Raw genomic sequence first — 25,719 nt, forward strand, 5'->3', positions numbered from 1 at the left:
GCCATAGGTTTGCCAGTGTTAACCCCTTTATCAAGAACATTACCCTACGTGACCTGGTTGGTGTCATGAGTATCGATGTATCCAGTTTTGACGCGGCTGAGACTGACATTGCCATCGTCGGAATGGCCGCACATTTGCCCGGCTCTGACACGGTTCAGACCTATTGGGACAACCTCAAGAACGGCATCGAGTCGATCCGCCACTACAGCGCCGAGGAGCTTTTGGCGGCTGGCGAGGCGCCGCATCGTCTGAACCGCCCCGATTATGTGCCCGCCGCAGCACCGCTTCAGGGTTACCAGAACTTCGACACCGAATTCTTCGGCCTCTCTGCCAAAGAAGCCGCGATCATGGACCCTCAGCATCGCAGGTTCTTGGAGGTGTCGTGGGAAGCGCTCGAAAACGCGGGTCATATGCCGGAGAACGCGGATGGCCCGATTGGCGTCTTTGCAGGCTGCGGTATGGGCAGCTACTTCTATTTCAACATCTGCTCGAACCCGAAACTGGTCGACAATGTCGGCATGTTCCTGTTGCGCCATACCGGCAATGACAAGGATTTCCTGTCAACGCGGCTGAGCCATATCCTTGACCTCAAAGGGCCCAGTGTAAACGTGCAGACCGCCTGTTCAACATCGCTGGTTGCCACGCACTACGCGACGCAAGCATTGTTGTCGGGCGAATGCGACACCGCTTTGGCCGGTGGCGTCACCATCGAACTGTCCCAAGATCGCGGCTACATCTACAAAGAGGGCGAGGTTCTGTCGCCAGACGGGCATTGCCACGCCTTTGATCACCGCGCCCAAGGCACCGTGTTCGGGTCCGGCGCGGGCGTCGTCGTGCTTCGTCGCCTGAAAGACGCGATTGCCGATGGCGACCATATCTGGGCCGTCATCAAAGGCTCTGCCATCAATAACGACGGGGCGGCCAAGGCCGGTTACCTTGCCCCATCTGTCGACGGCCAAGCCGAGGCGATCGCCGAAGCGCATATGATCGCCGAAACGCCAGCAGACACGATTGACTACATCGAATGCCACGGCACGGGCACGTATCTGGGCGACCCGATTGAGGTCGCGGCCCTCACGCAGGCCTTCAACGAAACGACGGAAGAGGTTGGGTTCTGCCGCATCGGCTCAGTCAAAACCAATATCGGCCACCTCGACACCGCCGCGGGTGTAGCGAGCCTGATCAAGACATCGCTCGCCCTGCATCACAAACAAATCCCGGCCTCATTGGGCTATGAGAAGCCGAACCCAGCCATTGATTTCGAGACGTCGCCTTTCCGCGTAAACGACACGCTGACCGAGTGGGTTAGCCATAAGGGACCGCGCCGCGCGGGCGTGAACTCGCTGGGCGTGGGTGGCACCAATGCCCATGTCGTGCTCCAAGAGGCGCCGGAACTGCCTGCATCCGAGGAATCCGACTGGCCATTCCAGATCCTTACCGTGTCAGGCCGCAACAAGGCCGCGCTGGATGCGAATTGCGCGGCCCTAGCACAGCATCTGCGCGATAACCCCGACCAGAACCTGGCAGATGTGGCCTGGACCCTGCACAAGGGACGGCGCGGTTTTGAACGTCGCCGCGTGATTGTCGCTGAAACCCACGAAGACGCCGCCGCGCAGCTGGAAAAGAACGACCCGCGCCGCGCCTTCACCCATAACGTCGTGGGCGAGGACCCAGACTACGTCTTCATGTTCCCCGGCGGTGGCGCGCAATATGCTGGCATGGCGCGGGACCTTTACGAGACCGAACCCGTCTTTGCCGAATGGATGGATAAGGGCCTCGAGATCCTGCAGCCGAAGCTCGATTACGACATTCGCGCCCTTTGGCTGCCCGAACCGGGCGAGGAGGCTGAAGCAGACGCAAAGCTGACCCAGCCATCGATGCAGCTGCCACTGATCATGATCGTGGAATATGCGCTAGCGCAATTGTGGATGAGTTGGGGTGTGCAACCCGCCGCCCTAACGGGTCATTCCATGGGCGAAAACACTGCGGCTTGCGTCGCAGGCGTGATGTCGTTTGAGGATTGCATTGGTCTGGTGCATCTGCGCGGCAAGCTGTTCGACACAGTTCCCGCTGGCGGCATGCTTTCGGTCGCCCTGCCTGCCGATCAGTTGAAGCCGCTTCTGGGCGATGACCTCGACCTTGGGGCGGACAATGCGCCGTCCTTGAGCGTCGCGACCGGCCCGCAAGCCGCGCTCGACGCGCTCGAAAGCCAACTGAAGTCGAAGGATATCGACTGCCAGCGCATCCAGATCGACATTGCCGCGCATTCGCGGATGCTTGAGCCAATCCTGCAGGAATTTGGCGATTATCTGCGGTCAATTGACCTGCACACCCCACAGATCCCCTTCACATCAAACCGCACCGGCAAACTGATCACCGATGATCAGGCCCGCGACCCCGACTACTGGGTCGGCCATCTGCGCGGTACGGTACATTTCGCCGATTGCCTGACGACGCTGGCCGAAAAGCCTGAGCGTGTGTTTATCGAGGTGGGGCCGGGCCGCGCGATGTCGTCTCTCGCGGGCCAGCACGGTACGGTCACCGCCAATCAGGTCGTCAGCAGCTTGCGCCACCCCAAGGATGACATCGCCGATGATGCGTTCTTCATGGCGATGCTGGGCCGTATCTGGGCGACGGGCGGGACCTTCGATTGGGGCCAGATCTGGGGTGATGCGCGGCGGGTGAAGGTGCCGCTGCCAACCTATGCGTTCCAGCATGCCGCCTATTTCATCGAACCGGGCACTGTCACTGCAGACGAAACCAACGACTGGCTGACGCGCAGCGACACGCCCGACGAGTGGGGTTACCGCCCAGCCTGGCTGCCGCGCTATGCGGCCTGCGATGTGGATGTGACGGGCGATTTGTCCGAGGCGGAAAAGCAGACCTGGCTGGTCTTCGTTGACGATGCAGGCCTCGCGGCAAAGGCGGCCCAGCGCCTACGCGATGCAGGCCACGACGTGATCACCGTGCGCCCCGGCGATACCTTCGCGCGGGATAGTGAAGGCGGCTATTTCATCGCCCCCGAACGCGGGCGTGAGAGCTATGATCTGTTGATCTCGGACCTCAACACGCGCGATCTGATCCCAACCCGCATCCTGCATGGCTGGATGATCACGGCGGATGAAAGCTTCCGCCCCGGTTCCAGCTTTTTCCACCGGGTGCAGGAACAGGGGTTCTACAGCCTGTTCTTCCTGGCCCAAGCCATCGGCGGAGAGGATCTGGGTGACGACATCCATATCTGTGCGCTTTCCACAGACGCGATGCAGCATAAGGATGAGGCGCTCGCCCATCCCGAAAAGGAAACGCTCGCCGGTCCGGCTCGCGTCATCCCGCGCGAATATCCAAACCTGTCGGTCAGCACGCTTGATCTGACCCTGCCCGCGCGTGTCGGCCGTAAGAAACGGTTTGCCCAAGGCGATCTTGACAAGCTGGTGGACAACATTCTGGAAGAAGCTTTGGCCGATCCCGGCAACAGCACCGCGCTGATCCGGAACGGGAAGCGCTTTGAGCTGACATACAAGCAAGCCGCGCTTGCCCACTTGCCCGATGACGGCAAGCTGCCGGTGCTGAAAGAAAACGGCGTCTACATGATCACCGGCGGCTTTGGCGGCATCGGCCTGACCCTCGCCGAAGCGCTGATCAAGCAGTGCAATGCCCGGATCGCGCTCCTATCACGCGGCGCTCTGCCGCCGCGCGAGGCATGGGAAACCACGCTGAAAAACACTGCTCCCAATGCTCCGCTTGCCCGCCGGATCAAGGCGGTCCAGTCGCTCGAAGAGCTAGGCGGGCAAGTCCTGCCCATCGCCGCTGACGTGAGCAATGTCGAAGATATCCGCGACGCCCGCGCGCAAGTTGAGGCCGCGTTCGGCCCTGTGAACGGCGTGATCCATGCCGCAGGCCATATCGATGACGCCCCGATCATGGCCAAGGATGTGACCAGTATTGAAGACGTCTTCGCCCCCAAAATCCACGGCACGCAAGTGCTGGATAAGGTCTTCCCCGATGGCGATCTGGACTGGCTTGTTCTGTTCTCCTCCAGCTCCACCGCAACCGCCCCCATCGGGCAGGTCGATTACGTGGCCGCCAACGAATACCTGAATGCCTATGCCAAATCGCGCAACGGCGACAAAACGACGGTCCGCGCGATCAACTGGGGCATCTGGGCTGATGTAGGCATGGCCGCCGACGCCATGCAGATGCGGATGGGCGAGGCTGAACCGGCCCCGTTCACTGACACCAGCGCGCCCATGCTCGACCGCGCGACGTTTGACCGGGCGGGGCACCGGACGTTTACAGCGACCTATGGCGTGACCGACCGCTGGTTCCTCGACGAACACCGCACCAAAGCGGGCGACGCCCTTGTCCCCGGTACCGGCTATCTGGAAATGGCCGCCGAGGCGCTGAACGACATGGGGGAAACCGCCGCGTTCGAAATCCGCGATCTGTACTTCCTCCGGCCCCTCGCGGTGCCTGACGACGCTCAGATCGATGTCCGCGTGACGCTACCGCGCAGCGATGCGGGTTACGAGTTCACGGTAGAGAGCGGGACAGACGGGGCCTTTGCCCAAAACGCGCAAGCCAGCCTGCAAATCCTACCGCTTGCAGCACCTGATCCGCTGGATATCGGCGCCATCGCCAAACGCTGCAGCGCGCCGATTGAGGCGGGCGAATTGGGCTGGATCGCCTCCCCGCAAGAGGCGCATCTGAAATTCGGTCCCCGCTGGCGCGTATTGCAATCCACCGCATTCGGGCAGGGCGAGGGGCTGGCGACTCTGAAGTTGCCCGAAATTGCCGCTTACGACGCGGATGCGGGCTACATCCTGCATCCTGGCATGATGGACCTTGCCACAGGCTGGGCGATGAAGCTGATTGCGGGCTATCAAGCGCAGAACCTATGGGTGCCAGTGTCGTATCGGTCGGTCAAGGTTTATGCGCCGCTGCCGACCGAGGTGGTCAGCTGGGTCCGTAATGCGGGTGACAACAACGCCGATGCGGAAATCGCGAGTTTTGACATCACGCTGGCCGCGCCCAATGGGACGGTTTGCGTCGACATCAAAGGCTTCTCCATCCGGCAGATGACCGATGTGGTCGATTTCGCGGCCCAAGAAGCGACAGCGACGCGGGACGAAGACGAGACTGCCCGCCCGCTCTCTCCGGCTGAAGAGCGTTTGCGCCACAACCTTTCCCAAGGAATCCGTGCCGAGGAAGGGGCGGAGCTGTTCCTGCGCGCGCTCATCAGCCCACATCAGCAGATCATCCTGTCGTCGCTCGATCTCGACGGCCTGATTGCACAGGCGGGGCAACAGGACGACGATGATGCCGAGGACGGCCAGAAATTCTCACGCCCCCAACTCGACAGCGACTTTGTCGAACCCGAAGGGCCGACTGAGGAACGTCTGGCCGGGTTCTGGCAAGACCTTCTGGGCGTCGATCAGATCGGGGCAGAGGACAGTTTTTTCGATCTCGGCGGCCACTCCCTGATCGCAGTGCGGCTCTTCGCGCAGATTCGCAAAGCCTTCCAGGTCGATTTCCCGATCTCGGTGTTGTTCGAGGCCCCGACGATCCGCAAGATTTCCGCGCTCATCGCGGAACGCGGCGGTGCTGCGGAAAGCGACGCGCCATCGGCGATGAGCGCCACCCCAAAGGCACCCACCCGCCGTTTCACCCATCTGGTGCCTATGCATCAGGGCGATGGTGGGCGCAAACCGCCCTTCTTCCTCGTCGCGGGTATGTTCGGCAATGTCCTGAACCTGCGCCATCTTGCGCATCTCATCGGCAGCGACCGGCCCTTTTACGGCCTGCAGGCACGTGGCCTTCTGGGCGACGAAGAACCCCACCGCACGATTGAGGCGGCCGCTAAGGACTACATCGCCGAGATGCGCCAAGTGCAGCCGCACGGACCATATCACTTGGGCGGCTTCTCCGGTGGCGGGATCACCGCCTACGAGATTGCGCATCAACTGCGCGCCGAAGGTGAAGAGGTGGCAGCGCTCGTCATGCTCGACACGCCACTCCCGGTCCGCCCGGATATCGAACGCGGCGACAAGATCCGGATCAAGCTGCAGGACATCGCGGCCAAGGGGCCGAAATACGTGGTCGAATGGGCGCAGTCTCGCATCGCATGGGAAATTGAGAAGCGGCGCGGGCGCGAGGAGACCGCCGACCAAGGTCAGCAATTCCACAACCTCGCCATTCAGGATGCGTTCCTTGAAAGTGTCGGCGCCTATCAGGTCAAATCCTGGGACGGCACGCTCGCCCTTTTCCGCCCGCCGCTGGTTGCGAAATGGACTGTGGGTGATCGGCTGATCAGCCATGAGCGTGTCTATCTCTACCCCGATAACGACTGGACCAAGTTCGTTCCGAATATCGAGGTCTTCGAGGTCCCCGGCGATCACGACAGCATGGTGCTGGAACCCAACGTCCGCGTCCTCGCCGCCCGCATCCGGCGCTATCTGGAACGGTCGGGCGACCAACCCATGACACCAGCCTACAAGCAGGCAGCAGAATAAATGGCCGACCCGACAATCCTGACCATCGTGCTGAACTACAAGACGGCGCAGATGACGCTCAAGGCCGCTGAGGCTGCGCGGGTCGCGATGGAGGATTTGCCGGGTGAGATCATCATCGTGGATAACGACAGCCAGGATGGCTCTTTCGAGACGATGGAGGCCCGTGTGCGCGAAAACGGCTGGGACCGCACGCGTGTCATCCAGTCCGGGCGCAATGGTGGTTATGGCGCGGGCAACAATGTCGGTATCCGGGCTGGCCTGTCGGACGGGAGCAAGCCGGACTACGTCTATATCCTGAATTCCGACGCCTTCCCAAAACCTGACGCGATCGGGGTGCTCTATGACCATCTGAACACGACGCCTGACACCGGTTTCGCCGGCAGCTTCATCGAAGGCGAGGATGAAATCCAGCACACCACAACCTTTCGCTTTCCATCGATCTGGAGCGAGTTTGAAGGGTCGATCCATTTCGGCCCCGTCTCCAAACTGCTGAAGTCCTACCGCGTCCCGGTTGAACTGATCGAGACCACCCCGGTCGATTGGTTGGCAGGCGCCAGTGTGATGATGCGGCAGGACGTGCTGGATGAGATCGGTCTTTTTGACGAAACCTTCTTTCTCTATTTCGAGGAAACCGACCTCTGCCGTCGCGCACAAAAGGCGGGGCACCGCGTGATGTTTGTGGCAGAAAGCGTGGTCACGCATCTCGGCTCGGTCTCGACCGGCATGAAGGAATGGAAGCGCGTGCCGGATTACTGGTTCAATTCGCGCTGGCATTACTTCACCAAGAACCACGGGCGCGCCTATGCCGCATGCGCCACGATCCTGCATTTGATCGGTGGCAGCCTGCATCTTTTACGTGGCAAGCTGACCGGCAAGGACAATGCGCGCGCCCCACATTTCCTGCGCACATTGGCCCGCCACGACGCGGGCGCATTTTTTACATTTCAGCGGAACCGGCACCTGCAGCCCAGCCCGCAAATCGGAGAATAGTTCATGTCGTCTTTCAGCGCCGTCATTATCGGAAACGAATCCCTCGCTATTCAGTGCAGCGAGATGCTGCGTGATGCAGGCCACAGCATTGCCGCAGTGGTCACGCGCAACCCCGACATCGCCGACTGGGCCAAAGGGCATGATTTGCGGGTCTTGTCGTCAGATGCTGATTTGGCAGCGGAACTGGGTGGCCTGGACTTCGACTGGCTTCTCTCCATCGCCAATCTCGACATGATCCCTAACGCCGTTCTGACCTTGCCAAAACGCGGCGCGGCGAATTTCCATGACGGCCCGCTGCCCCGCTACGCAGGGCTCAACGCGCCTGTCTGGGCGCTTCTCGCCGGGGAGGCGGAGTACGGGATCAGCTGGCATATGATTGCAGGCGGGGTGGATGAAGGCGGGCTGCTCGCGCAGAGTTTCTTTGACGTGGCCCCCGATGAAACGGTCCTAACGCTTAACACCAAATGCTATGCTGCAGCCATCGACAGTTTCCCGACGGTTCTGGAGAAGCTGGCAAGCGACGCACCTTTCGTGACGGAACAGGACCTGTCGCAACGCAGCTATTTTGCCAAGAACGACCGGCCCGCAGGCGCTGGGCGTATTGATTTCACCCAGACCGCGCGCAAGATCACGACCCTGGTGCGCGCGCTGGACCATGGCGACTACTGGAACCCGCTGCTGTGCCCCAAAATCGCAACCGCCAAGGGCGTGTTCCTTATCAGCAAGGCTGTTGCCGAGAAATCCACCTCGGATGCAGCTGCGGGCACGGTGATCGCAGTGACAGATGACAGTATCACCATTGCCACCGCAACCGCGCCGGTGACGCTGAGCGACCTGCGCGCCGCCACGGGTCAGCCCGTGTCAGCCATGGATGTCGCGAAGGCCGGTGACAACCTACCTGCGCTCTCTCCGACAGAGGCCGAAGCACTGACGGCGGCCCTCAAACCCACGCTGAAGCAGGAAGGCAAATGGCGCAAAATGCTCTCCGCCATTACCCCGGCCACCATCCCCCTGATCGATATGGGAGCGGCGCAGGGTGAAGTGATCAGCCTGCCGCTGAGCGGGGACGCGCAGCGCCTTGCGATGGCCTTGGGCCAATTGGGCGACGCGCTCTCGGATGATCCGGTCACGCTCGCCGTGGGTGTGGTACATGACCATCCCGGCTATTTGAACGATTGGGTCCCTGTCCGATCCGGCGACGATCTGGCCGACGCTAGGGCGTGCGGCCCCTTTGCCGCCGATCTTCTCGCGCGCATCCCCGGCAGCGTTGCGATGCCCGCTTTGGGCCTTTCGGATACCGGGCATATAGCAGGCACCGCGCTGACCGTCGCTGGTAAGACACTGACGGCTGACACCGGCAAGATCAGTGAAGATGCCGCGAAGCTGATGGCGGCGCGGCTGGATCACATGGCAGCCCAAATCGCCAAAGGAGAAGAACCGACTGTCCTGCCCGATACCGAACGCCGGCAGGTGCTCCACGATTGGAACGCGACAGAGACCGACTTTCCCGCTGAACTGTGCATCCATCAGGCCTTTGAGGCGCAAGTCGCCCAGACCCCCGATGCTGAAGCACTGGCCTTTGAAGGCGAAAGCTTGACCTATGCCGAACTCAACGCCCGCGCCAATGCGCTGGCGCACATCCTGCAGGATAAGGGTGTAGGCCCCGATGTCATCGTCGGTCTGCATCTGCGGCGATCCTCGGCCTTGCTGATCAGCGCACTGGCCATCATGAAGGCGGGCGGCGCCTACCTGCCGATGGACCCGGCCTATCCCGCCGACCGCACGGCGCTTTACATCGAAGACAGCGGCACGAAAGTGATCGTTACCGACAGCACGCTCGCAGAGGACCTGCCAGAGGCAAGCGCAGAGACCGTCGAGGTCGATAAGCTCGCCGCCGCTGGCAACACCGACAACCCCACAAGCGAAGTCGCCGGCGCGCATCTGGCCTATATGATCTACACCTCCGGTTCGACCGGAAGGCCCAAAGGCGTGATGGTCGAACACCGCAACGTCGCGAACTTCTTCACCGGCATGGATGACCGTATCGCCCATAACCCGCCCGGTGTCTGGATGGCGGTCACGTCGCTGTCTTTCGACATCTCGGTGCTGGAGCTTTTCTGGACCCTCGCACGCGGTTTTAAGGTTGTCATCTCAGGCGACGAAAACCGTGCGCTCGTCGCCGGTGAAGCCAGCGCACCCGGTGTCGGCATGGATTTCAGCCTTTTCTATTGGGGCAATGACGATGGCGTGGGCCGCGACAAATACCGCACCCTGCTGGAAGGCGCGCAATTCGCCGACCAAAACGGCTTCTGCGCCGTGTGGACACCGGAACGGCACTTCCACGCTTTCGGCGGCCCATATCCCAATCCGTCCGTCACCGGTGCAGCAGTCGCCGCCGTCACCCAAAACCTCGCCGTGCGCGCGGGATCGTGCGTCGCCCCGCTGCACCACACCGCGCGGATTGCCGAGGAATGGGCGGTGATCGACAACCTGACCAACGGGCGCACCGGGCTTGCCATCGCCTCCGGCTGGCAGCCCGATGACTTCATCCTGCGACCCGAAAACACGCCGCCCAAGAACAAGCCCGCGATGTTTGATGCGATCCGCGATCTGCGCAAGCTCTGGGCTGGTGAGGCGGTGGGCTTTCCCCGTCAGAATGGCGAAATGCACGAGGTTGTCACGCAGCCCCGGCCGGTTTCGAAAAAGCTGAACGTCTGGGTCACCACCGCCGGCAACCCGGAAACTTGGAAAGAGGCAGGCACCAATGGTTGCAACGTCTTGACCCATCTTCTGGGTCAAAGCATCGATGAGGTCGCCGAGAAGATCGCCATCTATCACGACGCGCTCCGCGTCGCAGGGCACAACCCCGACGATTTCCACGTGACGCTGATGCTGCACAGCTTTCTGGCCGAAAGCCGCGACCAGGCCCGCGAAATCGCGCGTGAACCGATGAAGGATTACCTGCGCGCCGCCGCTGGCCTGATCAAGCAATATGCCTGGGCCTTCCCGGCGTTCAAGAAGCCCAAAGGCGTCGAAAACCCGATGCAGATCGACCTCGGTTCGCTGGATGAAGACGAGATGGACGGCATCCTCGAATTCGCGTTTGAGCGGTATTTCAACGATAGCGGCCTCTTTGGCACCATCAAAGACGCCATTGAACGTGTGAAACAGGTCAAAGCCATCGGCGTGACCGAGGTTGCGTGCCTTATCGACTACGGCATCGATGTGGAACATGTGCTGGAGGGGCTAAAACCTCTGGCCGAGGTGGTCGCCGCCAGCAATCAGGGCGTGGCGAGCGATGATTACTCCATCGCGGCGCAGATCGCCCGGCACAAGGTCACCCATATGCAATGCACGCCCGCCATGGCGCAGATGCTGACCATGAACGACGAGGCGCGCGCGGCGTTAGCCCAGCTTGACCATATGATGGTCGGGGGTGAGGCATTGCCCGCCGCGCTTGCCGATGAACTGCGCAATCTGACCGGCGGGCATGTGGAAAACATGTATGGGCCGACCGAAACAACGATCTGGTCCACGACCCAGACCGCCGAACCTGGCCAAGGAGCCGTCCCCATCGGCAAACCTATTGCCAATACGCAGGTCTATGTGCTGGACGACGATCTGCAGCCTTGTCCCATCGGCGTACCCGGGGAACTCTACATCGCGGGAGCCGGTGTCACGCGTGGATATTTCCAGCGCGAGGAACTCACGGCAGAACGATTCATCCCAAACCCGTTCATCACTGGCGATCGCGACGCACCGGGCCGCGGCAAGATGTATCGCACCGGCGATCTGGCGCGTTGGCGGCCTGACGGGCGGCTCGATTTCCTTGGGCGCGCCGATTTTCAGGTCAAACTGCGCGGCTACCGCGTGGAATTGGGCGAGATCGAAAGCGTCATCGACCAGCAGGCTGGCGTGCAGCAATCGGTCGTCGCCGCGCGCGAGGATACGCCGGGTGTTGTCCTGCTCGTCGCTTACCTGCTGGCAGATGGCAAAGTGGATGAGGGCGCATTGCGGAGCGACTTGCTCAAAATCCTGCCGGACTACATGGTGCCCCGCCACTTCGTGACGCTGGATGCCTTCCCGCTCACCCCGAACAAGAAGGTGGACCGCAAGGCGCTGCCCGCGCCGGTTCTGGGTCAGGCGGCGAAACCTGCCGCCACGCCAGAAGCGCCGAAACCAAGCGCGCCCAGCGCACCGATCAAACTGTCGTCTGAAGGCGAGATCAGCGACAAGATCGCAGAAATCTGGTCCTCGATCTTGGGCGTCACGCAAATCACGCCGAAAGACAGTTTCTTTGATCTCGGCGGGCATTCGTTGCTTGCAGTGCAGGCACATCGGGAAATCCGGTCGACCATGGGCGTGCAGAAACTGTCGATCACCGACATCTTCCGCGCACCCACGCTTGGCGCGCTTTCCAAGATTGTGGCCTCGAAGGTTGGGGCACCCGCGACGGCTCCTGCAGCCGAAAAACCCGCGCCCGCTGCACCAACGCCACCCAAAACGCCCGAAATGGCGATGGCAGGCGGTTCGCTGGAAGATGCAATGGCACGGCGGCGTGAGATGCGCGCGGCACGCCGCCGAAACCGGTGATGGAAGAGATTAGGGCGGCCTTGCAGGATATGCTGGGCCCCGGTTTTGGTGTCGGCGTCACCGACCCGCGCGACCCGGCTGAGGGGCTTTTGCCCGAAGAGACGCCCGCTGTCGCCCGCGCTGTCGAAAAGCGCCAGCGCGACTTTGCCGCCGGACGGCGTGCTTCGCGTGAGGCGATGAGCGCACTGGGTGTAGCGCCAGCAGCCATTCCCCAAGGCGAGCAGCGCGAACCGGTATGGCCGCAAGGTCTGACCGGATCCATTTCCCACTGCATCACCTGCTGCATCGCAACGGTAGCGCATACCAATCAACACCGCACAATCGGCGTTGATATCGAACCCGCCACGCCGCTCGACCCTGACCTGATCCCCATGATCTGCACCGCGGAAGAGCGGAACTGGCTACCAACCCAGCCTGACCCGAACCTGGCGGCAAAACAGATTTTCAGCGCTAAAGAAGCGATCTACAAAGCGCAGTTCCCGCTTACCCGTGAAGTCATCGGTTTCAAGGCCGTGACCCTTCATTTCGATGGCACGGATTTCCACGCCGAACTGCCTGCGAACCTGCCCAAATGCACCGGATCAATCTTGATCCGAGAGGGCATGATCTTATCTGTCGCTCATGTTTAAACGTGTTGTTCTTTTCGTTCTTACGCCCGTCCTCGTGATTCTTGGCGCTCTTGGTCTTTACCTGCGCGACCCGGCCCCCTTGGATACCGAAAGCTTCAACGCCCTTTACACCTCCCCCGCGCCCGCACCGAACGGACAGCGGCAGGTTTTCCACATTGGCCACAGCCTTGTTGGCCGCAATATGCCGGCGATGCTCGCGCAATTGGCGGGTGAAGGGCACGGCTATGCCAGCCAGCTTGGCTGGGGTGCGACGCTCAAGTCGCATTGGGACCCGGACGTGCCCATCAACGGGTTCGAGACCGAAAACAACCACCCCGCTTATCGGGACGCGCATGAGGCCGTGGAATCAGGCGAATACGACGCGCTGGTTCTGACCGAAATGGTCGAAATCAAGGACGCGATCCGCTATTTCGACAGCCCCGTTCATCTCGGTAACTGGGCGGGCAAAGCAGCCGCCAACAACCTGCCCGTCTATCTCTATGAAACGTGGCACCAACTTGACGACGAAGAGGGCTGGCTGAACCGCATTGACCGCGACAGGGCGCTTTATTGGGAAGATGGTGTGATGCGGCCCGCGCTTGCGCGTGTCGACAATCCACAACCCATCTACGTGATCCCCGGTGGGCAGGTCATGGCCGCGTTTTCCCGCCATCTGGAACAAAACGGCCCTATCGGCCCGCTAAGCACGCATGATGATCTGTTCATCGATAAAATCCACTACAACGACTACGGCGCTTATCTGATGGCCCTTACCCATTACGCCGTGCTCTACCAACGCTCTCCGGTCGGGTTGCCACATAGTTTGAGCCGCGCTGACGGAACACCGGCAGATGATGTCGGCGCAGAGGCCGCTGCAGCGATGCAGCAGGTTGTCTGGGATGTTGTCACATCCTCGCCCATGTCGGGCATACCAGTGCCTAGCAGTTAGAGGGTCGCCATCGGACCTTTGTATGTCGTGGGCTTCGAGGGATCGTGGCCTCAAGAAACAAAATTGCCACTCTTTTTCTTGCAGTGGCTGATCAGAATTTTCCGGAAGGCTTGCAGTTTGCCTGACGGCCAAACATCCGGATGCCCAACCACCCATATGTCGGGGTATGGCTGTGGCGGCAAGACGGGCGTCAGTTCCAGACCATCCGTCGCGCGACCAAGAAACATGGGCATACGCACGACTCCCAGCCCAGCCTGCGCTGCCCCGATCATCGCAACCATGTCGTCAAACCGAAACCGCACCCGATGGTTCGGGAAGTCGGCGCTGACATCTTTTGGCACATTGGGATACCCATCATAGACAATCCAGTCGATCAGCGCGGTCGGATCAGCTTTGATCCGTTCGATCAGCTCTGGATTGGCAAAGCTGGCACTTTCCTGTCTGAGCAATCTCAGACCCTTCAAGCTGTCGCCCGGAGTCGGGCTGATGCGAATGGCAAGATCAGCCTCAAGCCGGGTCAGGTCCAGAATGTCGTTCGTTGCAAGAACGCGGAGTTCAATCTGTGGGTGGGTCCGGTCAAACTCATCCAGAACCGGTGCGAGGAAACTGGAGATAAGCAGCTGCGGCGCTGTGAGGGTCAGGGCGCCGCTCAAATGAGTGTCCTGTCCGAGAATATGTCGGCGTAGCCCGAGTTCCGCAGCCTCCATTTCCTTGGCGTGGGAGGCCACAACCTGTGCTGCGTCGGTGGGCCTGTACCCGTCAGCCAAACGTTCAAACAACATCACACCAAGCGACTTCTCCGCACGCCTGATGCGCCGGGACACAGTTGTGTAGTTCACATCCAGCTCATCAGCAGCCCCCGCCAATGTGGTGTGACGCACCACGAGCATCACCGTTCTGAGGTCATCCCAAGCGATATTCATACAGGCGTTTTCGCATGTATGACCTGCATATGCACGCGTTTCCGCATGTTACGTTGGTAGCTATGTTTCAAGAGCGAGAAATCAAAGGAGAAGGCAATGATTTATGCCTATGCAAGACTGACCGTTAACAAGCCCGACGCCTTGACCCAGTACCGTGAAGTGGCAGACAGCGCGCTGGCCAAGCACGGGGGCCGTGTTGTTGCAGCAGCAAGGGAATTCAACGCGCTCGACGGCTCCCCTGATGCACCCGACGCTGCCGCGATCTTGAGTTTTCCGGACAGAGAGGCGGCTTTGGCTTGGTCGAACGATCCTGAACTCGCGGATGTGCATGCCTTGCGACGGAGCGCTGGTAGATCGGATATTCTCCTATTGGGTTAGCATTACACGTGAAATCGGCGCGAAAGGTCAGCCATTCTCGCCGGGAAAATACGTCCGAAGTAATGCGGCGTTGCGGGACTGGTCGTGCGCCTCGCTAACACGCTTCGCGCCGGTTTCGCCGAGTGCTGCGAGGGTGGCGGTATCAGAGGCTAGCGCCTGCGCAATTGCGGCGCGCAAAGCGGGGACGTCACCGGGCGGGACGATCCAACCGACCTTGTCGTCCACCAGTTCAGGGATGCCCGTGATTTGCGTCGTGACCACCGCCCGGCCCATGGCGAGGCTTTCCATCAGGACGATGGGCAAGCCCTCGGCAAAGCTGGGCAGGGCAAAGATGCGCGCGCCCTTGATCGCGGCGCGGACCTCTTCTCCGGTGCCCCAACCGGGGAGTGAGACGTGATCCTGCAAGCCCAGTTCGGCGATACGTGCCTCGATCCCCGCCCGATCTTCACCGTCGCCAATAAAGACCAGCTCCAGTTCGGGATGATCGGCGACCAAGGGTGCGACCGCTTCCACCAACAGGACCTGCGCCTTGGCGGCGCACAGACGCCCGACGCAGACGATGCGTTTGTTGTCCGGTGGCGGGGTGACACTGAACTCATCCAGATCAATGCCGCAGCGGACCACATGGACCTTGTTGGCACCCGCACCGCCGGTCGCCTCTAGAATGACGCCCCGCGCGTAATCGGTGATCGCAGCCACAAACGCCGCATTTTCGACCTTCACCGGCAGGCCATTCGCCGCCGGATCGTCAAACTCATCGGGGCCATGGGCGGTGAAACTGTAGCTCGGCCCACCCATGCGCCGGGCGAGCAGGGCTACGGCTGTGGAGTTTGTCGAAAAATGCGCATGGACGTGGTGAATACCCGCTGCACGGGCGGCTTGTTTGAAAAACACGGCCTCGATCAGGTAGGCAGCGTTCTTCAATCCCGTGCTGCCACGCCGCGTCGCAAGATGAACCATCGTGCCAAAGGCCCGCGCAAAGCCGAGAGGGTTGGTCACTGCCTCTTTCAGCGTGCGCCCGATCAGCGCCGCGGCACCTTGTTGCAAGATATAGGTCGTCTTGCCAATCTCGTCGCGGTCGCGGGGGTCGACAAGGTCCTCACCCCAGTTGCGGATCGCAAAGCGCCTAACCGGCATGCCCGCCGCCTCATGCGCATGAATCTCGCGCCTTACGAAGGTGGTCGACGTGATCGGGTAGGTATTCATCAGATAGGCGAGCGCCACTAAAGCAGACCTCGCAGATACGCGCCGTATTCGGTCTTGGCATAGCGGTTGGCGAGCGCCTCAAGCTCGGCGCCGTCGATCCAGCCCGCGTTATAGGCAATCTCTTCCGGGCAACCGGTCTGCAGACCTTGCCGGCTTTGCAGCGTCCGCACAAAGTTGCTCGCATCCAGCAGGCTGCCATGGGTGCCGGTGTCAAGCCAGGCATAGCCTCGGCCCATTGTCTCCACATTCAGCGTGCCTTCGGCGAGGTAGCTTTCCAGAAGCGTGACAATCTCAAGCTCGCCCCGCGCGCTGGGCTTGATATCGCGCGCGCGGGCCGGGGCGGTACCGTCGAGAAAGTAGAGCCCGGTGACCGCGTAGTTTGACGGAGGCACGTCCGGTTTTTCGATGATTTGCGTCACACGGCCCGCATCATCCATACCGACAACACCATAGCGTTCCGGGTCGGCCACACGGTAGCCAAAGACCGTGCCGCCGGAGGCTTGCTTATCGGCACTTGTCAGCAGTTCCGGCAGGCCGTGGCCGAAAAAGATGTTGTCGCCCAACACCATCGCGGATGGACCACCAGCCAAAAAATCCTCTGCAATTAGATAGGCCTGCGCCAGACCATCGGGGCTGGGCTGCAGAAGCCATGTGATCTCAACACCCCATTGGGACCCGTCGCCCAAAAGCTGCTGAAACTGCGCCTGATCCTGCGGGGTGGTTATGATCGCAATCTCGCGGATATCCGTCAGCATCAAGACCGACAGCGGATAATAGATCATCGGCTTGTCATAGATCGGCATCAACTGCTTGGAGAGGCCTTGCGTGATCGGCCACAGGCGCGATCCGGTGCCACCGGCAAGTATCAGACCCTTGCGAGTGCTCATGATGTGCTCCTCTCGGCCAGTATTTCGGTCAGGGCCGCCTGCCAATCGGGGCGTCTGATCCCGTAATCGGTCTCAAGCGACGTGCAATCCAGCCGCGAATTTGCGGGGCGTTTGGCGGGGGTCGGATAGTCTGCGGTTGCGATGTCTTGCACCGTCACGTCGCGGCCTGCTGTGGCGAAGACGGCTCGCGCGAAGTCGGCCCAAGTCGTGTCAGGCGCGCCGCTGAAATGGTAGATTCCGGTTTTGCCATACCCGGCCGCCAGATCCTTGGCAATGCGCAAACAGGCATCCGCAATCGCGGCGGCGGGGGTCGGTCCGCCGTTCTGGTCGGCCACGATGGTGAGCGTGTCGCGGGTTTCAGACAGGCGCAGCATGGTCGTGACGAAGTTCTTGCCGGTTCCATCGAACACCCAGGCGGTGCGCAGGATGACGGATGTACCACCTGCTACGGTAACCTGCTGCTCGCCCGTCAGCTTGGTCCGCCCATAAGCGCCCAAAGGGTGGGTTGGGTCTGTGGGAAGCCATGCCGCACCTTCGCTGCCGTCAAAGACATAATCGGTTGAGATATGGACGAAGGGGATGTCCTTGGCCGCGCAGGCGCGAGCCATGGCTCCGGGCGCTTCGGCATTAATCACAAAGGCCGCATCTTCCTCTTCCTCTGCCGCATCGACAGCGGTCCAGGCCGCGGCGTTGATCACAGCATCCGCGTGGCTTGCGGCGATCCGGTCAGCGCAGGCCTGTGGGTCGCTCAAGTCAGCTTCGTCGCGGCCCAGCGCGGCGATGGTGAGGCCGTGCTCCGAACCAGCGGCAATCAAAGCCCGCGCCACCTGGCCGGTCTTGCCGAAAACCAGAACCTTCATGCCGTGCCCAAGCGCTGCCCGACGCCATCCCGGTCGAGCAGTGGACGCCACCAGCTTTCGTTCGCCAGATACCAATCCACCGTTTTGGCAAGACCTTCATCCAGCGTCAGCGATGGCCGCCAGCCCAGCCCATCCCGCATCCGGCTGGGGTCAATCGCATAGCGCAGATCGTGGCCGGGGCGGTCGGTGACATAGGTGATCAGGTCCGCATGCGGCGCGTTTGTTGGGCGGCGCGCGTCCAAAAGCGCACAGATCTTGGTGACGAGATCAATGTTTCGCGCCTCGTTCTCGCCACCGATATTGTAGCTGCGCCCAACCTGACCCTTCGCGAGCACGGTCAGCAGCGCATCGGCATGGTCCTCGACATAAAGCCAATCGCGCACATTCTCGCCCTTGCCGTAAACAGGAATCGGTTTGCCGTGCAGCGCGTTCAGGATGACGACTGGGATCAGTTTTTCGGGGAAGTGGTAAGGCCCGTAATTGTTCGAACAATTGGTCAGTACGACAGGCAAGCCGTAGGTTTCACCCCAGGCGCGGACCAGATGATCGCTTGCCGCCTTTGAGGCAGAATAGGGGCTGCGTGGGTCGTATGGGGTCTCTTCGGTGAACTGACCCACAGCACCAAGCGATCCATAAACCTCATCGGTTGAGATGTGGTGGAACCGGAAAGGATCAGGTTTGCCTCGCGCCTGCCAATAAGCGCGGGCGGCCTCCAGCAAAGTGTAGGTGCCGGTCACATTCGTCTCAATAAACGCGCCGGGGCCGTCGATTGAGCGATCCACATGGGACTCTGCGGCCAAATGCATGACGGCATCGGGTTGATGTGCCGAGAAAATCCGATCAAGAGCCGCGCGATCACAGATATCGGCCTGCTCGAACGCGTAGTTGGGGTCATCGGCCACGCTCGCCACATTGGCAAGGCAGGACGCATAGGTCAGCTTGTCGAGGTTCACGACCGCATGACCTTGCGCGACCGCCTGCCGCACCACCGCAGACCCGATAAAACCCGCCCCGCCTGTGACAAGGATCTTCATGAGGCAGGCTCGTACCGGAATGGCGATTGCAGGTCGCTGAACGCGGGCGCTACCGCGTCCTTGTCCGACAGAACCGCCGCATCATTGGCTATGCCCCAGTCGATCCCAAGATCAGGGTCATCAAACCGCACCGCACCTTCGGTTGCGGGCGCATAAGTCGCAGAGCACTTGTAGGCCACAACGCAATCTGCCGCCCGGGTCACGAAGCCATGCAGGAACCCTGCGGGGATCAGCAATTGATTGCCCTTCTCATCCGACAATTCCACGCCAACCCATTGTCCAAAGGTTGGAGAGCCGACGCGGATATCCACCGCGACATCAAAGATCACTCCTTGCAACACGCGGATCAGCTTGGCCTGTGCGGCAGGCGGTGCCTGAAAATGCAGCCCGCGCACAGTTCCCTTGTCGGCGCTGAAGGACTGATTATCCTGCACAAAGGTCGTGTTGATACCGGACGCCGCAAGCGTCTCGGCATTATAGGTCTCGCTGAAATGGCCGCGGCTGTCGGAAAAACGGCGCGGCGTGATCTCAACGACCCCCGGCAGATCGGTTTCCTCTATCATCACGGCAAGATCCCAGCACAGTAAGTGTTGTCAATCATGGCTCTCGCTTTGGGCTATTGAAAGGAACAATCCATACAAGCCCGCACGATAGGGCCATTATCGCCGACGCAACCGCCCGAGCAAATTCCGCGTCTTACGATACACAATCGGCGGCACAAACTCACGCACGACACGCAACGTGGCCTCGTGACTGCGCGCATCGCTCGACCCCGGGCGCTGTTTGAACACGGTCGATTGTGCCACGCGCCCTTCTTCCCAAGTCGCGGTGTAGTAATAAAGCGCGATGGACAGACGCGGTTCGCCGTCAGGGTGGTTTACCGGTTCGGGGTTGCCATGCATCGTATTGGCCCCCGTCGAGAAACAGCACATCCGGTTCATGATCGGCACGAAAGAGTCGACCTTCTCGCTCATGTCATCCGTCCAGATTTCGAACGAGCCGCCATATTCCTCTTTCCAATCAGGATTGAGGTAGATGAGTACGTTCAACCGACGCTCCAGATTCATGATCTGGTGGTGGTTAAAGTCGGCATGGATATCCAGATAACCGGTTGTATTCGTGCGGTGAATCCCGCCGCCGCCATAGTAAGGATCGGGGATCAGGCCCTTGATGCCAGACATCTGTTCCAGAAACTGGATGAAGGGGCGCGAGTTCAGTGCGTGAAACACCGCCTTGGAGTACTTTGGCATCCGGTCAGGGTTGAACGAGGTCTTGAGGTTTTCGTTCGCGCTCATATTCTCGGCGGGCTTGTCGCCCATCTGCAGTGCTTCTTCACGGACGCGCGTAATCACCTCTTCCGGCAGAAAGTTGTCAACCGAGGTGTAGTGATAAGGTTTCTTGGATTGGTAATCGGCAGCCAGTGACACGCCAAGTTCCTTGGCACGCTTCGACTCAATGCTTAATGTATCGGGATCAAATGGAAAAAATGGTTTCATATCATTCACTTAAATAACGTACTCATCGGCTGTTAAGATATTTAAGATGGGTGCTCGGGTCAAGTTGAGGCCAGCCAAATCCGGCCAATTGTTGCACTTCTGGGCAGTAAAATTGACGACTGCCAAATGAGTAACATCTTGCTGTAGCGGGCTAGCTATGAAGACATGTTTGATGCCAGACTCAGGGTATTTGAAGGGAGTTGGATAAAGATGCGATTGAGCAATTTGACAAAGTTGTTTGCGATTACGGCGCTGGCTGCGTCACTGAATATGGCCACATCGGTGACCGCGCAAGAGCGGCCGCTGACCCTGCGCGTGGTCCAGTCCGGCCACAGCCTGACTGATGTGATCTTGGGACCTCTCCGCCAGATCGTGGCGTCTGAGGGGGCACGAGGTGCGGTTATCGACAAATCCACCATACCGGGCAGCGGTATGGATTTCCGTTGGGAGCATTCGAACGATTCCATTCAGACCGACGCGCGCTACAACATCGACCGCTACGAGATGCTTGTGTTGACCGAGCGTGTCTCACTATCCGGGACGATGCGCTGGCACAACTCAACCGGTGAAGCATTGAACTGGTTCACGCATGCCTGGGAAAATGGCAATGGGGGCGAGGGCGCAGAAACGGTGCTTTACGCCACCTGGGTCAACACAAATAGCGGCCCTGACTTCAGAAACCCTTACAAAGACCCCGATGGACATATCCCTTTCCGTGAACGGCTGCCGCGTGAGATGGCGGGCTGGGAAGAGATTCAGGATTACGTGAATGCTAACCGCCCGGCTGGCGCGCCGCCGATGAAAATGATCCCTGGCCCGCTGTTGATGGCTGCGATCTATGATGACATCGCTGCCGGACGGGCACCGGGGTTCACAGATATCTCCGACCTGTTTCAAGATACGATCCACCTGAACGAGGTGGGCGGCTACTTTATCGCACTGGCCCATTATGCTGTCATCTACGACCGCGATCCGCGTGGATTGCAGAATATCGGCAGTGTGACACCCGAACAGGCGGTGTACATGCAGGATTTGGTGTGGCGCATTCTGTCAGAGCAGACGACGCCAAGCTGATCATCAATCCGCGATATCGATGGCGCTCATGAACAGCTGATCAAGGGCGCCTTCGTACCGGGCCGCGGCTTCCGGCGCGAGTGTCCCTGAATAAAGCAACATCCAATGGGCAAAGGTCACCTCGTGCCGCGTCCAGACCTTGTCATAGGCATGCATCAGCTCAAGGCGGCTCCAGGTTTGTGTCTTTTGCCAGAAAAAGTCGGTTGTCTGGTAATCCACAAAGCAGAAACTGTCGCGATAGGCGGCCCAGGTATCCTGTACGCTCCAATCGAGTTCACGCCCGATCCGGGCAAGGAATTGTGAGGCGATATAACTTTCGGGCGCAGCCAGCCTGCATTCCTCGCCAATTGGGATTTGGGTGTAGATTTCCTTGGCCGTCTTTGGAAAATGCGCGGGTGGTTCGTTTTCGCGCAAAGGGGGTGTCCAGTATTTCAGCATGTCATCGGCATGTCCGAAAACGGTCTGATCGGTCACGTGATAGGGTGCGTATTTCAGCGAACCGTAGCCGATCCCGAAGATCCGGTGCTTTTGATCGAACCCACCCATGACAGGGAAGCTCTTCGCCATGGAAGCCAGCTCTGCCATGATATTGGGGTTGTAAAGGCGCTGATCGACCCGGGTTTTCATCACCCAGGTGGCACCGTCTTCTACGGCCTTCTTGATGCCCGCGCCAGCGCTGACAAGCTGCATGTTGATGTTGAAAAGCCCGGCGACGTCCGGCTTCTCACACGGCACAACTTCGACGCCCAGATCGCGCATCGGGGCAAGATGCTCTTCCGGAGTGTCAGCCCAGGTCGACAGGATCAGCTGCACACCAGGCATGTGGCGGCGATAGATCGCCATGGTCTCATAGGCGAAGTTGTCTGGGACAGGCAGCGGCCCCTGCATGACGATCGCCATCTTTTCCACATTCAGCGGGCGATCCCGCTGCGTGCCCAGTTGCGCCGCGAATTTCGGGCGCTGGCGATAGGTTGAATAGGTGTCAGAGCGCTTGTTCAGCCACCGGACAGAGCCATCAAGGAGCCGCTGCGCAACCTTATTGCCAATCCGCGTGACCAAATCCTTCTTCGCAGTCTCTTTGGTCATGAAACAAGGCTTGGCAAGTTGGCGACGGCTTTTTGGGCAACAGCACTGCCCTCAAACGCCTTGAGGTCGGCGGGCACACCGATCCCATGCATCCCCGCGCCCACCTTCCCAATGGAATGACAGCGGATGTCAGCTCCTTCATCGGCCAGCGTGCTGTAGACCGGGGCCACGTAGAATTCGCCATTCACCCGCGCATCCGCCGCAATCATCGCATCGGCGCCGCGCACGAAATCCGCACCACGCGCAAAGTTGTAGATGCCGACCGTTGCTTCATCCGACACAACCACCTTTTCGACCACTTCAACGACCCGACCGGCCTCATCCCGGCGGATAAACGACCATTTGTCGTCATCGGCCCACATGGTCATGATCAGCCCGTCCGCGCCCTCCATATCAGCCAGATATGCGTCAATCGACGCATCGATATACTGGTCACAATTGGCGATCATCAGCGGGTCGTCGTTGTCAATCGCTTCGCGCGCTAACAGCACAGTGCAGGCCGCGCCCTCGGTCACTTCGTCCACATAAATGATGGAGCAACCGGGCGCCCAGCCCTTCAGTTTTGCCGCCAGATCATAGGTCTCATCATGCTCGCGCAGGATCAGGAAATGGAACTGGTGCGGGGTCGCGGGCCGTAGATTTTCGATGACCACCTGGATCATCGGATAGCCCTCAACCGGGATCAGCGGCTTGGGCAGGGTATAGCCTTCCTTGGCAAAGCGACTGCCGCGCCCCGCCATGGGCACCACGATATTCAGCATAGATACTTGTCCCCCGCCACACTCGGTAGTTTCACAACGACCGTGGTCACGTCCGTTACCGCCTCAAAGTCAGTCGCCTCGCCCGGTTCGATCAGGATGATGTCTCCCGGACTGTACGGCACGTCATTCATCCGCGCCTCGCCACTGATGATCAGCGTCACCTCAGGGGCCACCTTGTGATAATGCTTCGCCTCTTTCGTGCCGGCCTCGTAGGATTTGACGCCCACTTCGGCCGCTTCGGTCTTTAGCACGGCTGGCTCAAAATCACCGACGAACCAGCCTCTGGTCATGTCATCAAGGCGAAAGGTCTTCATGATGCAGCCCCGCGTTTCTCGGCCAGCAGCTTTTGATCGTATTCCTCAACCGCCTGCGGCGTTGCGAGCGATGTATAATCCTCGCGTTCGATCTGATGAATGCCGATCTTTTTCTGGTTCAGGATCAATTCGTTAAAGGTTGGGCAAACGAAGTAGCCGCCATTCACGCTGGCCTTTTTCATGATCATCGCCTTCGCGGCGGCCACGAAGTCCGACCCCTTGCGGAAGTAATAGACACCCGCCGTCGCGTTGCGACTAATCGGGCGCTTTTCAGCGGCCTCAATCACGATCCCATCGTCATCCGTTTTCACAAATGACCATCGGGGGTGCACACTATCGAAAACGACCGTACCGGCATCAAGATCACGCGCGCGGAAATCCTCAATCACCGCATTCAGATCAAAATGGAGAAGCTGGTCCCCGTTGGCGATGACCAGTTCGTCATCATTGTCGATCTGCTCGACAGCCAGCATCACTGTGCAGGCCGCACCCGCCGTTTCACCGTCAATCGGGATGATGTCGCATTCCGGATCAAGCAGACGCAGAACATCGCGCAGATAGAACCGCATGTCGTCTTCCTTGCGGATGACAAAGGTGAAATTGGCTTGCGGCGTCATGCGCAGGCAATCAAAGGCGTGTTCGATCAGCGGGCGGCCATCGATCTCGACCACTGGTTTGGGGAAGGGAAAGCCGTATTGCTGGAACCGCTCATCCTTGCCAGCCATTGGGATAACGATATTCATGATTGGCCCTCCACCCGTGCGATCGCATCCAGGATGCGGTCCAGCTGCACGTCGTAAATGCTCTGAACCACCAAAAGGTGACAACCCGCGCCCTCTGCTGCCTTGATACCGTTCACGTTGTCCTCAACCACCAGTGTCTTTTCCGGCGGCACACCGACCATCCGAGTGGCTGTCAGATACATGTCCGGGTCGGGCTTGGGCTTTTTGACATCCTCGTTTGACAGCATCACGTCGAAATAGGATTTGAGCGCACTTTTCTCCATCATCAACTCGATGGAGTTGCGCACCGAATTTGACGCGAGCCCCAGCTTATAGCCACGCGCCTTGAGGCTGGAAAGCGCGTATTCGTGCACAAAGACCGGGTGGCAATCGGTATGTACCTGATCGGTCGTGTATTGCTGTTTGAGATCATTCAGAAACCCGTGCAAGCCGCGCGGCAAGCCGCGTTCGGCGCTCAGCATCTCCAGCTTTTTGCGGGTCGGCAGACCATCAAAGGTCGATAGATGGTCCGCACGCGAGATCGTGTAACCAAAGAGCTCCAGCGCCCGGTTCAGCGCGTGATAATGCCAGTCCTTGGCATCGATCAGCACGCCATCCATGTCAAAAATAACGGCTTCAATTTTCGTCATCCGAAAAACTCACTCGCTGTTTCGGGGATATCTGTACAAAGAATAACGTCATCACTTTGGCATAGGTCAGAGGATTTCATCATCGACCAAAGCGCATGGTGATCGCGCCCATGCAGCTCCGATGACACGACAGCCACCTTCTTGCCCGCCGCAAGATGCGCACCAATCACATCCATATCCCACCATTCATTGCGAAAAGCATCAAGCCAGACGCCAGCAGCCTCATCATAAAACGCGGGCACTTCTTCTACGTCAGAATGGCGTGTGAACACCGCGATATCCGTTTTCAGCCAGCCTATGGCATCGGGCACCGCCATGTCGAAAACAAAACATCCCGTAAGCCCGTGATGCGCCACCTGAGCCGTGACCATCGGTTGCAAACCGTCCGCTTTGATGTTCAGCGCCATGGGAAGATCACGGTCATACGAAGCGACCCGCGCGAACATGTCATCGGCCATCATCGCGCCAGCCAGGGGTGGATCATGCGCCACCACAAGGCGGCCATCAAGGTCGCGCAAATCCGTCTCTGTCCCGTAGCCTAGCGAAAACGACCGGTCGAAAGCCGTGACCGTGTTCTTTTCATCCGCCGTTTTCCAATATCCGCGGTGTGAAATGATGATCATGGATGATCCAAAAATATCAATAACAAATACACCAGTGGTCTAGTCGCGTTAACCTT

General features: G+C 59.8%; 20 protein-coding genes. 7 read left to right on the top strand and 13 right to left on the bottom strand.

Going from position 1 to position 25,719, the window contains the following annotated elements; translation table 11 throughout:
• Window positions 1-65: 65 nt before the first annotated feature.
• Genes SLH47_RS11985 through SLH47_RS12005 form a run of 5 tightly spaced genes read left to right on the top strand, consistent with a single transcriptional unit; the run spans window position 66 to window position 13,649 of the window.
• Window positions 66-6,509 carry a type I polyketide synthase gene (locus SLH47_RS11985; RefSeq protein ID WP_320239746.1) on the top strand — a complete coding sequence of 2,148 codons (6,444 nt, stop codon included), beginning with the start codon at window positions 66-68 and terminating at the stop codon, window positions 6,507-6,509.
• A complete protein-coding gene (locus SLH47_RS11990; protein ID WP_320239747.1) occupies window positions 6,510-7,499 on the top strand; it encodes a glycosyltransferase family 2 protein in 990 nt (329 codons plus the stop codon).
• Window positions 7,500-7,502: 3 nt separating this feature from the next.
• Complete coding sequence (locus SLH47_RS11995) at window positions 7,503-12,092, top strand: MupA/Atu3671 family FMN-dependent luciferase-like monooxygenase (protein ID WP_320239748.1); 4,590 nt, start codon at window positions 7,503-7,505, stop codon at window positions 12,090-12,092.
• Window positions 12,092-12,721: a 4'-phosphopantetheinyl transferase family protein gene (locus SLH47_RS12000; protein ID WP_320239749.1), complete on the top strand. Its 630-nt coding sequence runs from the start codon at window positions 12,092-12,094 to the stop codon at window positions 12,719-12,721. The genes SLH47_RS11995 and SLH47_RS12000 overlap by 1 nt, the downstream gene beginning before the upstream one ends.
• Window positions 12,714-13,649 (top strand): hypothetical protein, encoded by a 936-nt coding sequence (locus tag SLH47_RS12005; RefSeq protein ID WP_320239750.1) that lies wholly within the window; start codon window positions 12,714-12,716, stop codon window positions 13,647-13,649. Before SLH47_RS12000 ends, SLH47_RS12005 begins: the two co-directional genes overlap by 8 nt.
• A gap of 50 nt (window positions 13,650-13,699) precedes the next feature.
• On the opposite strand, the gene SLH47_RS12010 is transcribed toward SLH47_RS12005, so the two are convergent.
• Entirely contained in the window at window positions 13,700-14,572 is an 873-nt protein-coding gene (locus SLH47_RS12010) for a LysR family transcriptional regulator (protein ID WP_320239751.1), read from the bottom strand.
• Between the two features lie 96 nt (window positions 14,573-14,668).
• Here SLH47_RS12010 and SLH47_RS12015 point away from each other — a divergent pair, with 96 nt between their 5' ends.
• Window positions 14,669-14,950 carry a DUF1330 domain-containing protein gene (locus tag SLH47_RS12015; protein WP_320239752.1) on the top strand — a complete coding sequence of 94 codons (282 nt, stop codon included), beginning with the start codon at window positions 14,669-14,671 and terminating at the stop codon, window positions 14,948-14,950.
• Window positions 14,951-14,977: 27 nt separating this feature from the next.
• Here the strand turns inward: SLH47_RS12015 and SLH47_RS12020 are convergent, their stop codons facing one another.
• The 6 genes from SLH47_RS12020 to SLH47_RS12045 form a co-directional block, all read right to left on the bottom strand.
• Window positions 14,978-16,156 carry a glycosyltransferase family 4 protein gene (locus SLH47_RS12020; RefSeq protein WP_320239753.1) on the bottom strand — a complete coding sequence of 393 codons (1,179 nt, stop codon included), beginning with the start codon at window positions 16,154-16,156 and terminating at the stop codon, window positions 14,978-14,980.
• Window positions 16,157-16,173: 17 nt separating this feature from the next.
• The gene (gene rfbA / locus SLH47_RS12025; RefSeq protein ID WP_320239754.1) at window positions 16,174-17,043 is read right to left on the bottom strand and encodes a glucose-1-phosphate thymidylyltransferase RfbA; all 870 of its coding nucleotides are present in this window, start codon (window positions 17,041-17,043) and stop codon (window positions 16,174-16,176) included.
• Entirely contained in the window at window positions 17,040-17,903 is an 864-nt protein-coding gene (gene rfbD / locus SLH47_RS12030) for a dTDP-4-dehydrorhamnose reductase (protein WP_320239755.1), read from the bottom strand. The genes rfbA and rfbD overlap by 4 nt, the downstream gene beginning before the upstream one ends.
• Window positions 17,900-18,937: a dTDP-glucose 4,6-dehydratase gene (rfbB, locus tag SLH47_RS12035; protein WP_320239756.1), complete on the bottom strand. Its 1,038-nt coding sequence runs from the start codon at window positions 18,935-18,937 to the stop codon at window positions 17,900-17,902. Before rfbB ends, rfbD begins: the two co-directional genes overlap by 4 nt.
• On the bottom strand, window positions 18,934-19,503 hold the full coding sequence (rfbC, locus tag SLH47_RS12040; RefSeq protein WP_320239757.1) for a dTDP-4-dehydrorhamnose 3,5-epimerase: 570 nt from the start codon (window positions 19,501-19,503) through the stop codon (window positions 18,934-18,936). The genes rfbB and rfbC overlap by 4 nt, the downstream gene beginning before the upstream one ends.
• Window positions 19,504-19,596: 93 nt before the next feature.
• The gene (locus tag SLH47_RS12045) at window positions 19,597-20,433 is read right to left on the bottom strand and encodes a 2OG-Fe(II) oxygenase (RefSeq protein ID WP_320239758.1); all 837 of its coding nucleotides are present in this window, start codon (window positions 20,431-20,433) and stop codon (window positions 19,597-19,599) included.
• Between the two features lie 225 nt (window positions 20,434-20,658).
• On the opposite strand from SLH47_RS12045, the gene SLH47_RS12050 reads away from it, so the two are divergent.
• Complete coding sequence (locus SLH47_RS12050) at window positions 20,659-21,507, top strand: hypothetical protein (RefSeq protein WP_320239760.1); 849 nt, start codon at window positions 20,659-20,661, stop codon at window positions 21,505-21,507.
• Between the two features lie 3 nt (window positions 21,508-21,510).
• Here SLH47_RS12050 and SLH47_RS12055 read toward each other — a convergent pair whose 3' ends face one another.
• The 6 genes from SLH47_RS12055 to SLH47_RS12080 are packed head-to-tail and all read right to left on the bottom strand — an operon-like array spanning window position 21,511 to window position 25,663.
• Entirely contained in the window at window positions 21,511-22,593 is a 1,083-nt protein-coding gene (locus SLH47_RS12055; RefSeq protein ID WP_320239761.1) for a WavE lipopolysaccharide synthesis family protein, read from the bottom strand.
• Window positions 22,590-23,354: a glycosyltransferase family 2 protein gene (locus SLH47_RS12060; protein ID WP_320239762.1), complete on the bottom strand. Its 765-nt coding sequence runs from the start codon at window positions 23,352-23,354 to the stop codon at window positions 22,590-22,592. Before SLH47_RS12060 ends, SLH47_RS12055 begins: the two co-directional genes overlap by 4 nt.
• Window positions 23,348-23,668, bottom strand: a complete 321-nt coding sequence (locus SLH47_RS12065; RefSeq protein WP_320239763.1) for a hypothetical protein — start codon at window positions 23,666-23,668, stop codon at window positions 23,348-23,350. The genes SLH47_RS12060 and SLH47_RS12065 overlap by 7 nt, the downstream gene beginning before the upstream one ends.
• A complete protein-coding gene (locus tag SLH47_RS12070) occupies window positions 23,665-24,411 on the bottom strand; it encodes a glycosyltransferase family 2 protein (RefSeq protein WP_320239764.1) in 747 nt (248 codons plus the stop codon). The genes SLH47_RS12065 and SLH47_RS12070 overlap by 4 nt, the downstream gene beginning before the upstream one ends.
• Window positions 24,408-25,040, bottom strand: a complete 633-nt coding sequence (locus SLH47_RS12075; protein ID WP_320239765.1) for an HAD family phosphatase — start codon at window positions 25,038-25,040, stop codon at window positions 24,408-24,410. The genes SLH47_RS12070 and SLH47_RS12075 overlap by 4 nt, the downstream gene beginning before the upstream one ends.
• Window positions 25,037-25,663, bottom strand: coding sequence for a hypothetical protein (locus tag SLH47_RS12080; RefSeq protein WP_320239766.1), 627 nt, complete (start codon window positions 25,661-25,663; stop codon window positions 25,037-25,039). Before SLH47_RS12080 ends, SLH47_RS12075 begins: the two co-directional genes overlap by 4 nt.
• Between the last annotated feature and the right edge of the window lie 56 nt (window positions 25,664-25,719).

The sequence above is a fragment of the Cognatiyoonia sp. IB215182 genome (genome assembly GCF_033963905.1).
Taxonomy (GTDB): Bacteria; Pseudomonadota; Alphaproteobacteria; order Rhodobacterales; family Rhodobacteraceae; genus Yoonia.

Bases quoted from the DNA above. Each gene is read 5' to 3' on its own strand.
- rfbB (WP_320239756.1), bottom strand. From the start codon at position 18,937: ATGAAGATCCTTGTCACAGGCGGGGCGGGTTTTATCGGGTCTGCGGTG.
- SLH47_RS12080 (WP_320239766.1), bottom strand. From the start codon at position 25,663: ATGATCATCATTTCACACCGCGGATATTGGAAAACGGCGGATGAAAAG.
- SLH47_RS12000 (WP_320239749.1), top strand. From the start codon at position 12,092: ATGGAAGAGATTAGGGCGGCCTTGCAGGATATGCTGGGCCCCGGTTTT.
- SLH47_RS12055 (WP_320239761.1), bottom strand. From the start codon at position 22,593: ATGACCAAAGAGACTGCGAAGAAGGATTTGGTCACGCGGATTGGCAAT.
- SLH47_RS11995 (WP_320239748.1), top strand. From the start codon at position 7,503: ATGTCGTCTTTCAGCGCCGTCATTATCGGAAACGAATCCCTCGCTATT.
- SLH47_RS12015 (WP_320239752.1), top strand. From the start codon at position 14,669: ATGATTTATGCCTATGCAAGACTGACCGTTAACAAGCCCGACGCCTTG.
- rfbA (WP_320239754.1), bottom strand. From the start codon at position 17,043: ATGAGCACTCGCAAGGGTCTGATACTTGCCGGTGGCACCGGATCGCGC.
- SLH47_RS12075 (WP_320239765.1), bottom strand. From the start codon at position 25,040: ATGACGAAAATTGAAGCCGTTATTTTTGACATGGATGGCGTGCTGATC.
- SLH47_RS12060 (WP_320239762.1), bottom strand. From the start codon at position 23,354: ATGCTGAATATCGTGGTGCCCATGGCGGGGCGCGGCAGTCGCTTTGCC.
- SLH47_RS12020 (WP_320239753.1), bottom strand. From the start codon at position 16,156: ATGAATACCTACCCGATCACGTCGACCACCTTCGTAAGGCGCGAGATT.
- SLH47_RS12045 (WP_320239758.1), bottom strand. From the start codon at position 20,433: ATGAAACCATTTTTTCCATTTGATCCCGATACATTAAGCATTGAGTCG.
- SLH47_RS11985 (WP_320239746.1), top strand. From the start codon at position 66: ATGAGTATCGATGTATCCAGTTTTGACGCGGCTGAGACTGACATTGCC.
- SLH47_RS12005 (WP_320239750.1), top strand. From the start codon at position 12,714: ATGTTTAAACGTGTTGTTCTTTTCGTTCTTACGCCCGTCCTCGTGATT.
- SLH47_RS12070 (WP_320239764.1), bottom strand. From the start codon at position 24,411: ATGAATATCGTTATCCCAATGGCTGGCAAGGATGAGCGGTTCCAGCAA.
- SLH47_RS12010 (WP_320239751.1), bottom strand. From the start codon at position 14,572: ATGAATATCGCTTGGGATGACCTCAGAACGGTGATGCTCGTGGTGCGT.
- rfbD (WP_320239755.1), bottom strand. From the start codon at position 17,903: ATGAAGGTTCTGGTTTTCGGCAAGACCGGCCAGGTGGCGCGGGCTTTG.
- SLH47_RS11990 (WP_320239747.1), top strand. From the start codon at position 6,510: ATGGCCGACCCGACAATCCTGACCATCGTGCTGAACTACAAGACGGCG.
- SLH47_RS12065 (WP_320239763.1), bottom strand. From the start codon at position 23,668: ATGAAGACCTTTCGCCTTGATGACATGACCAGAGGCTGGTTCGTCGGT.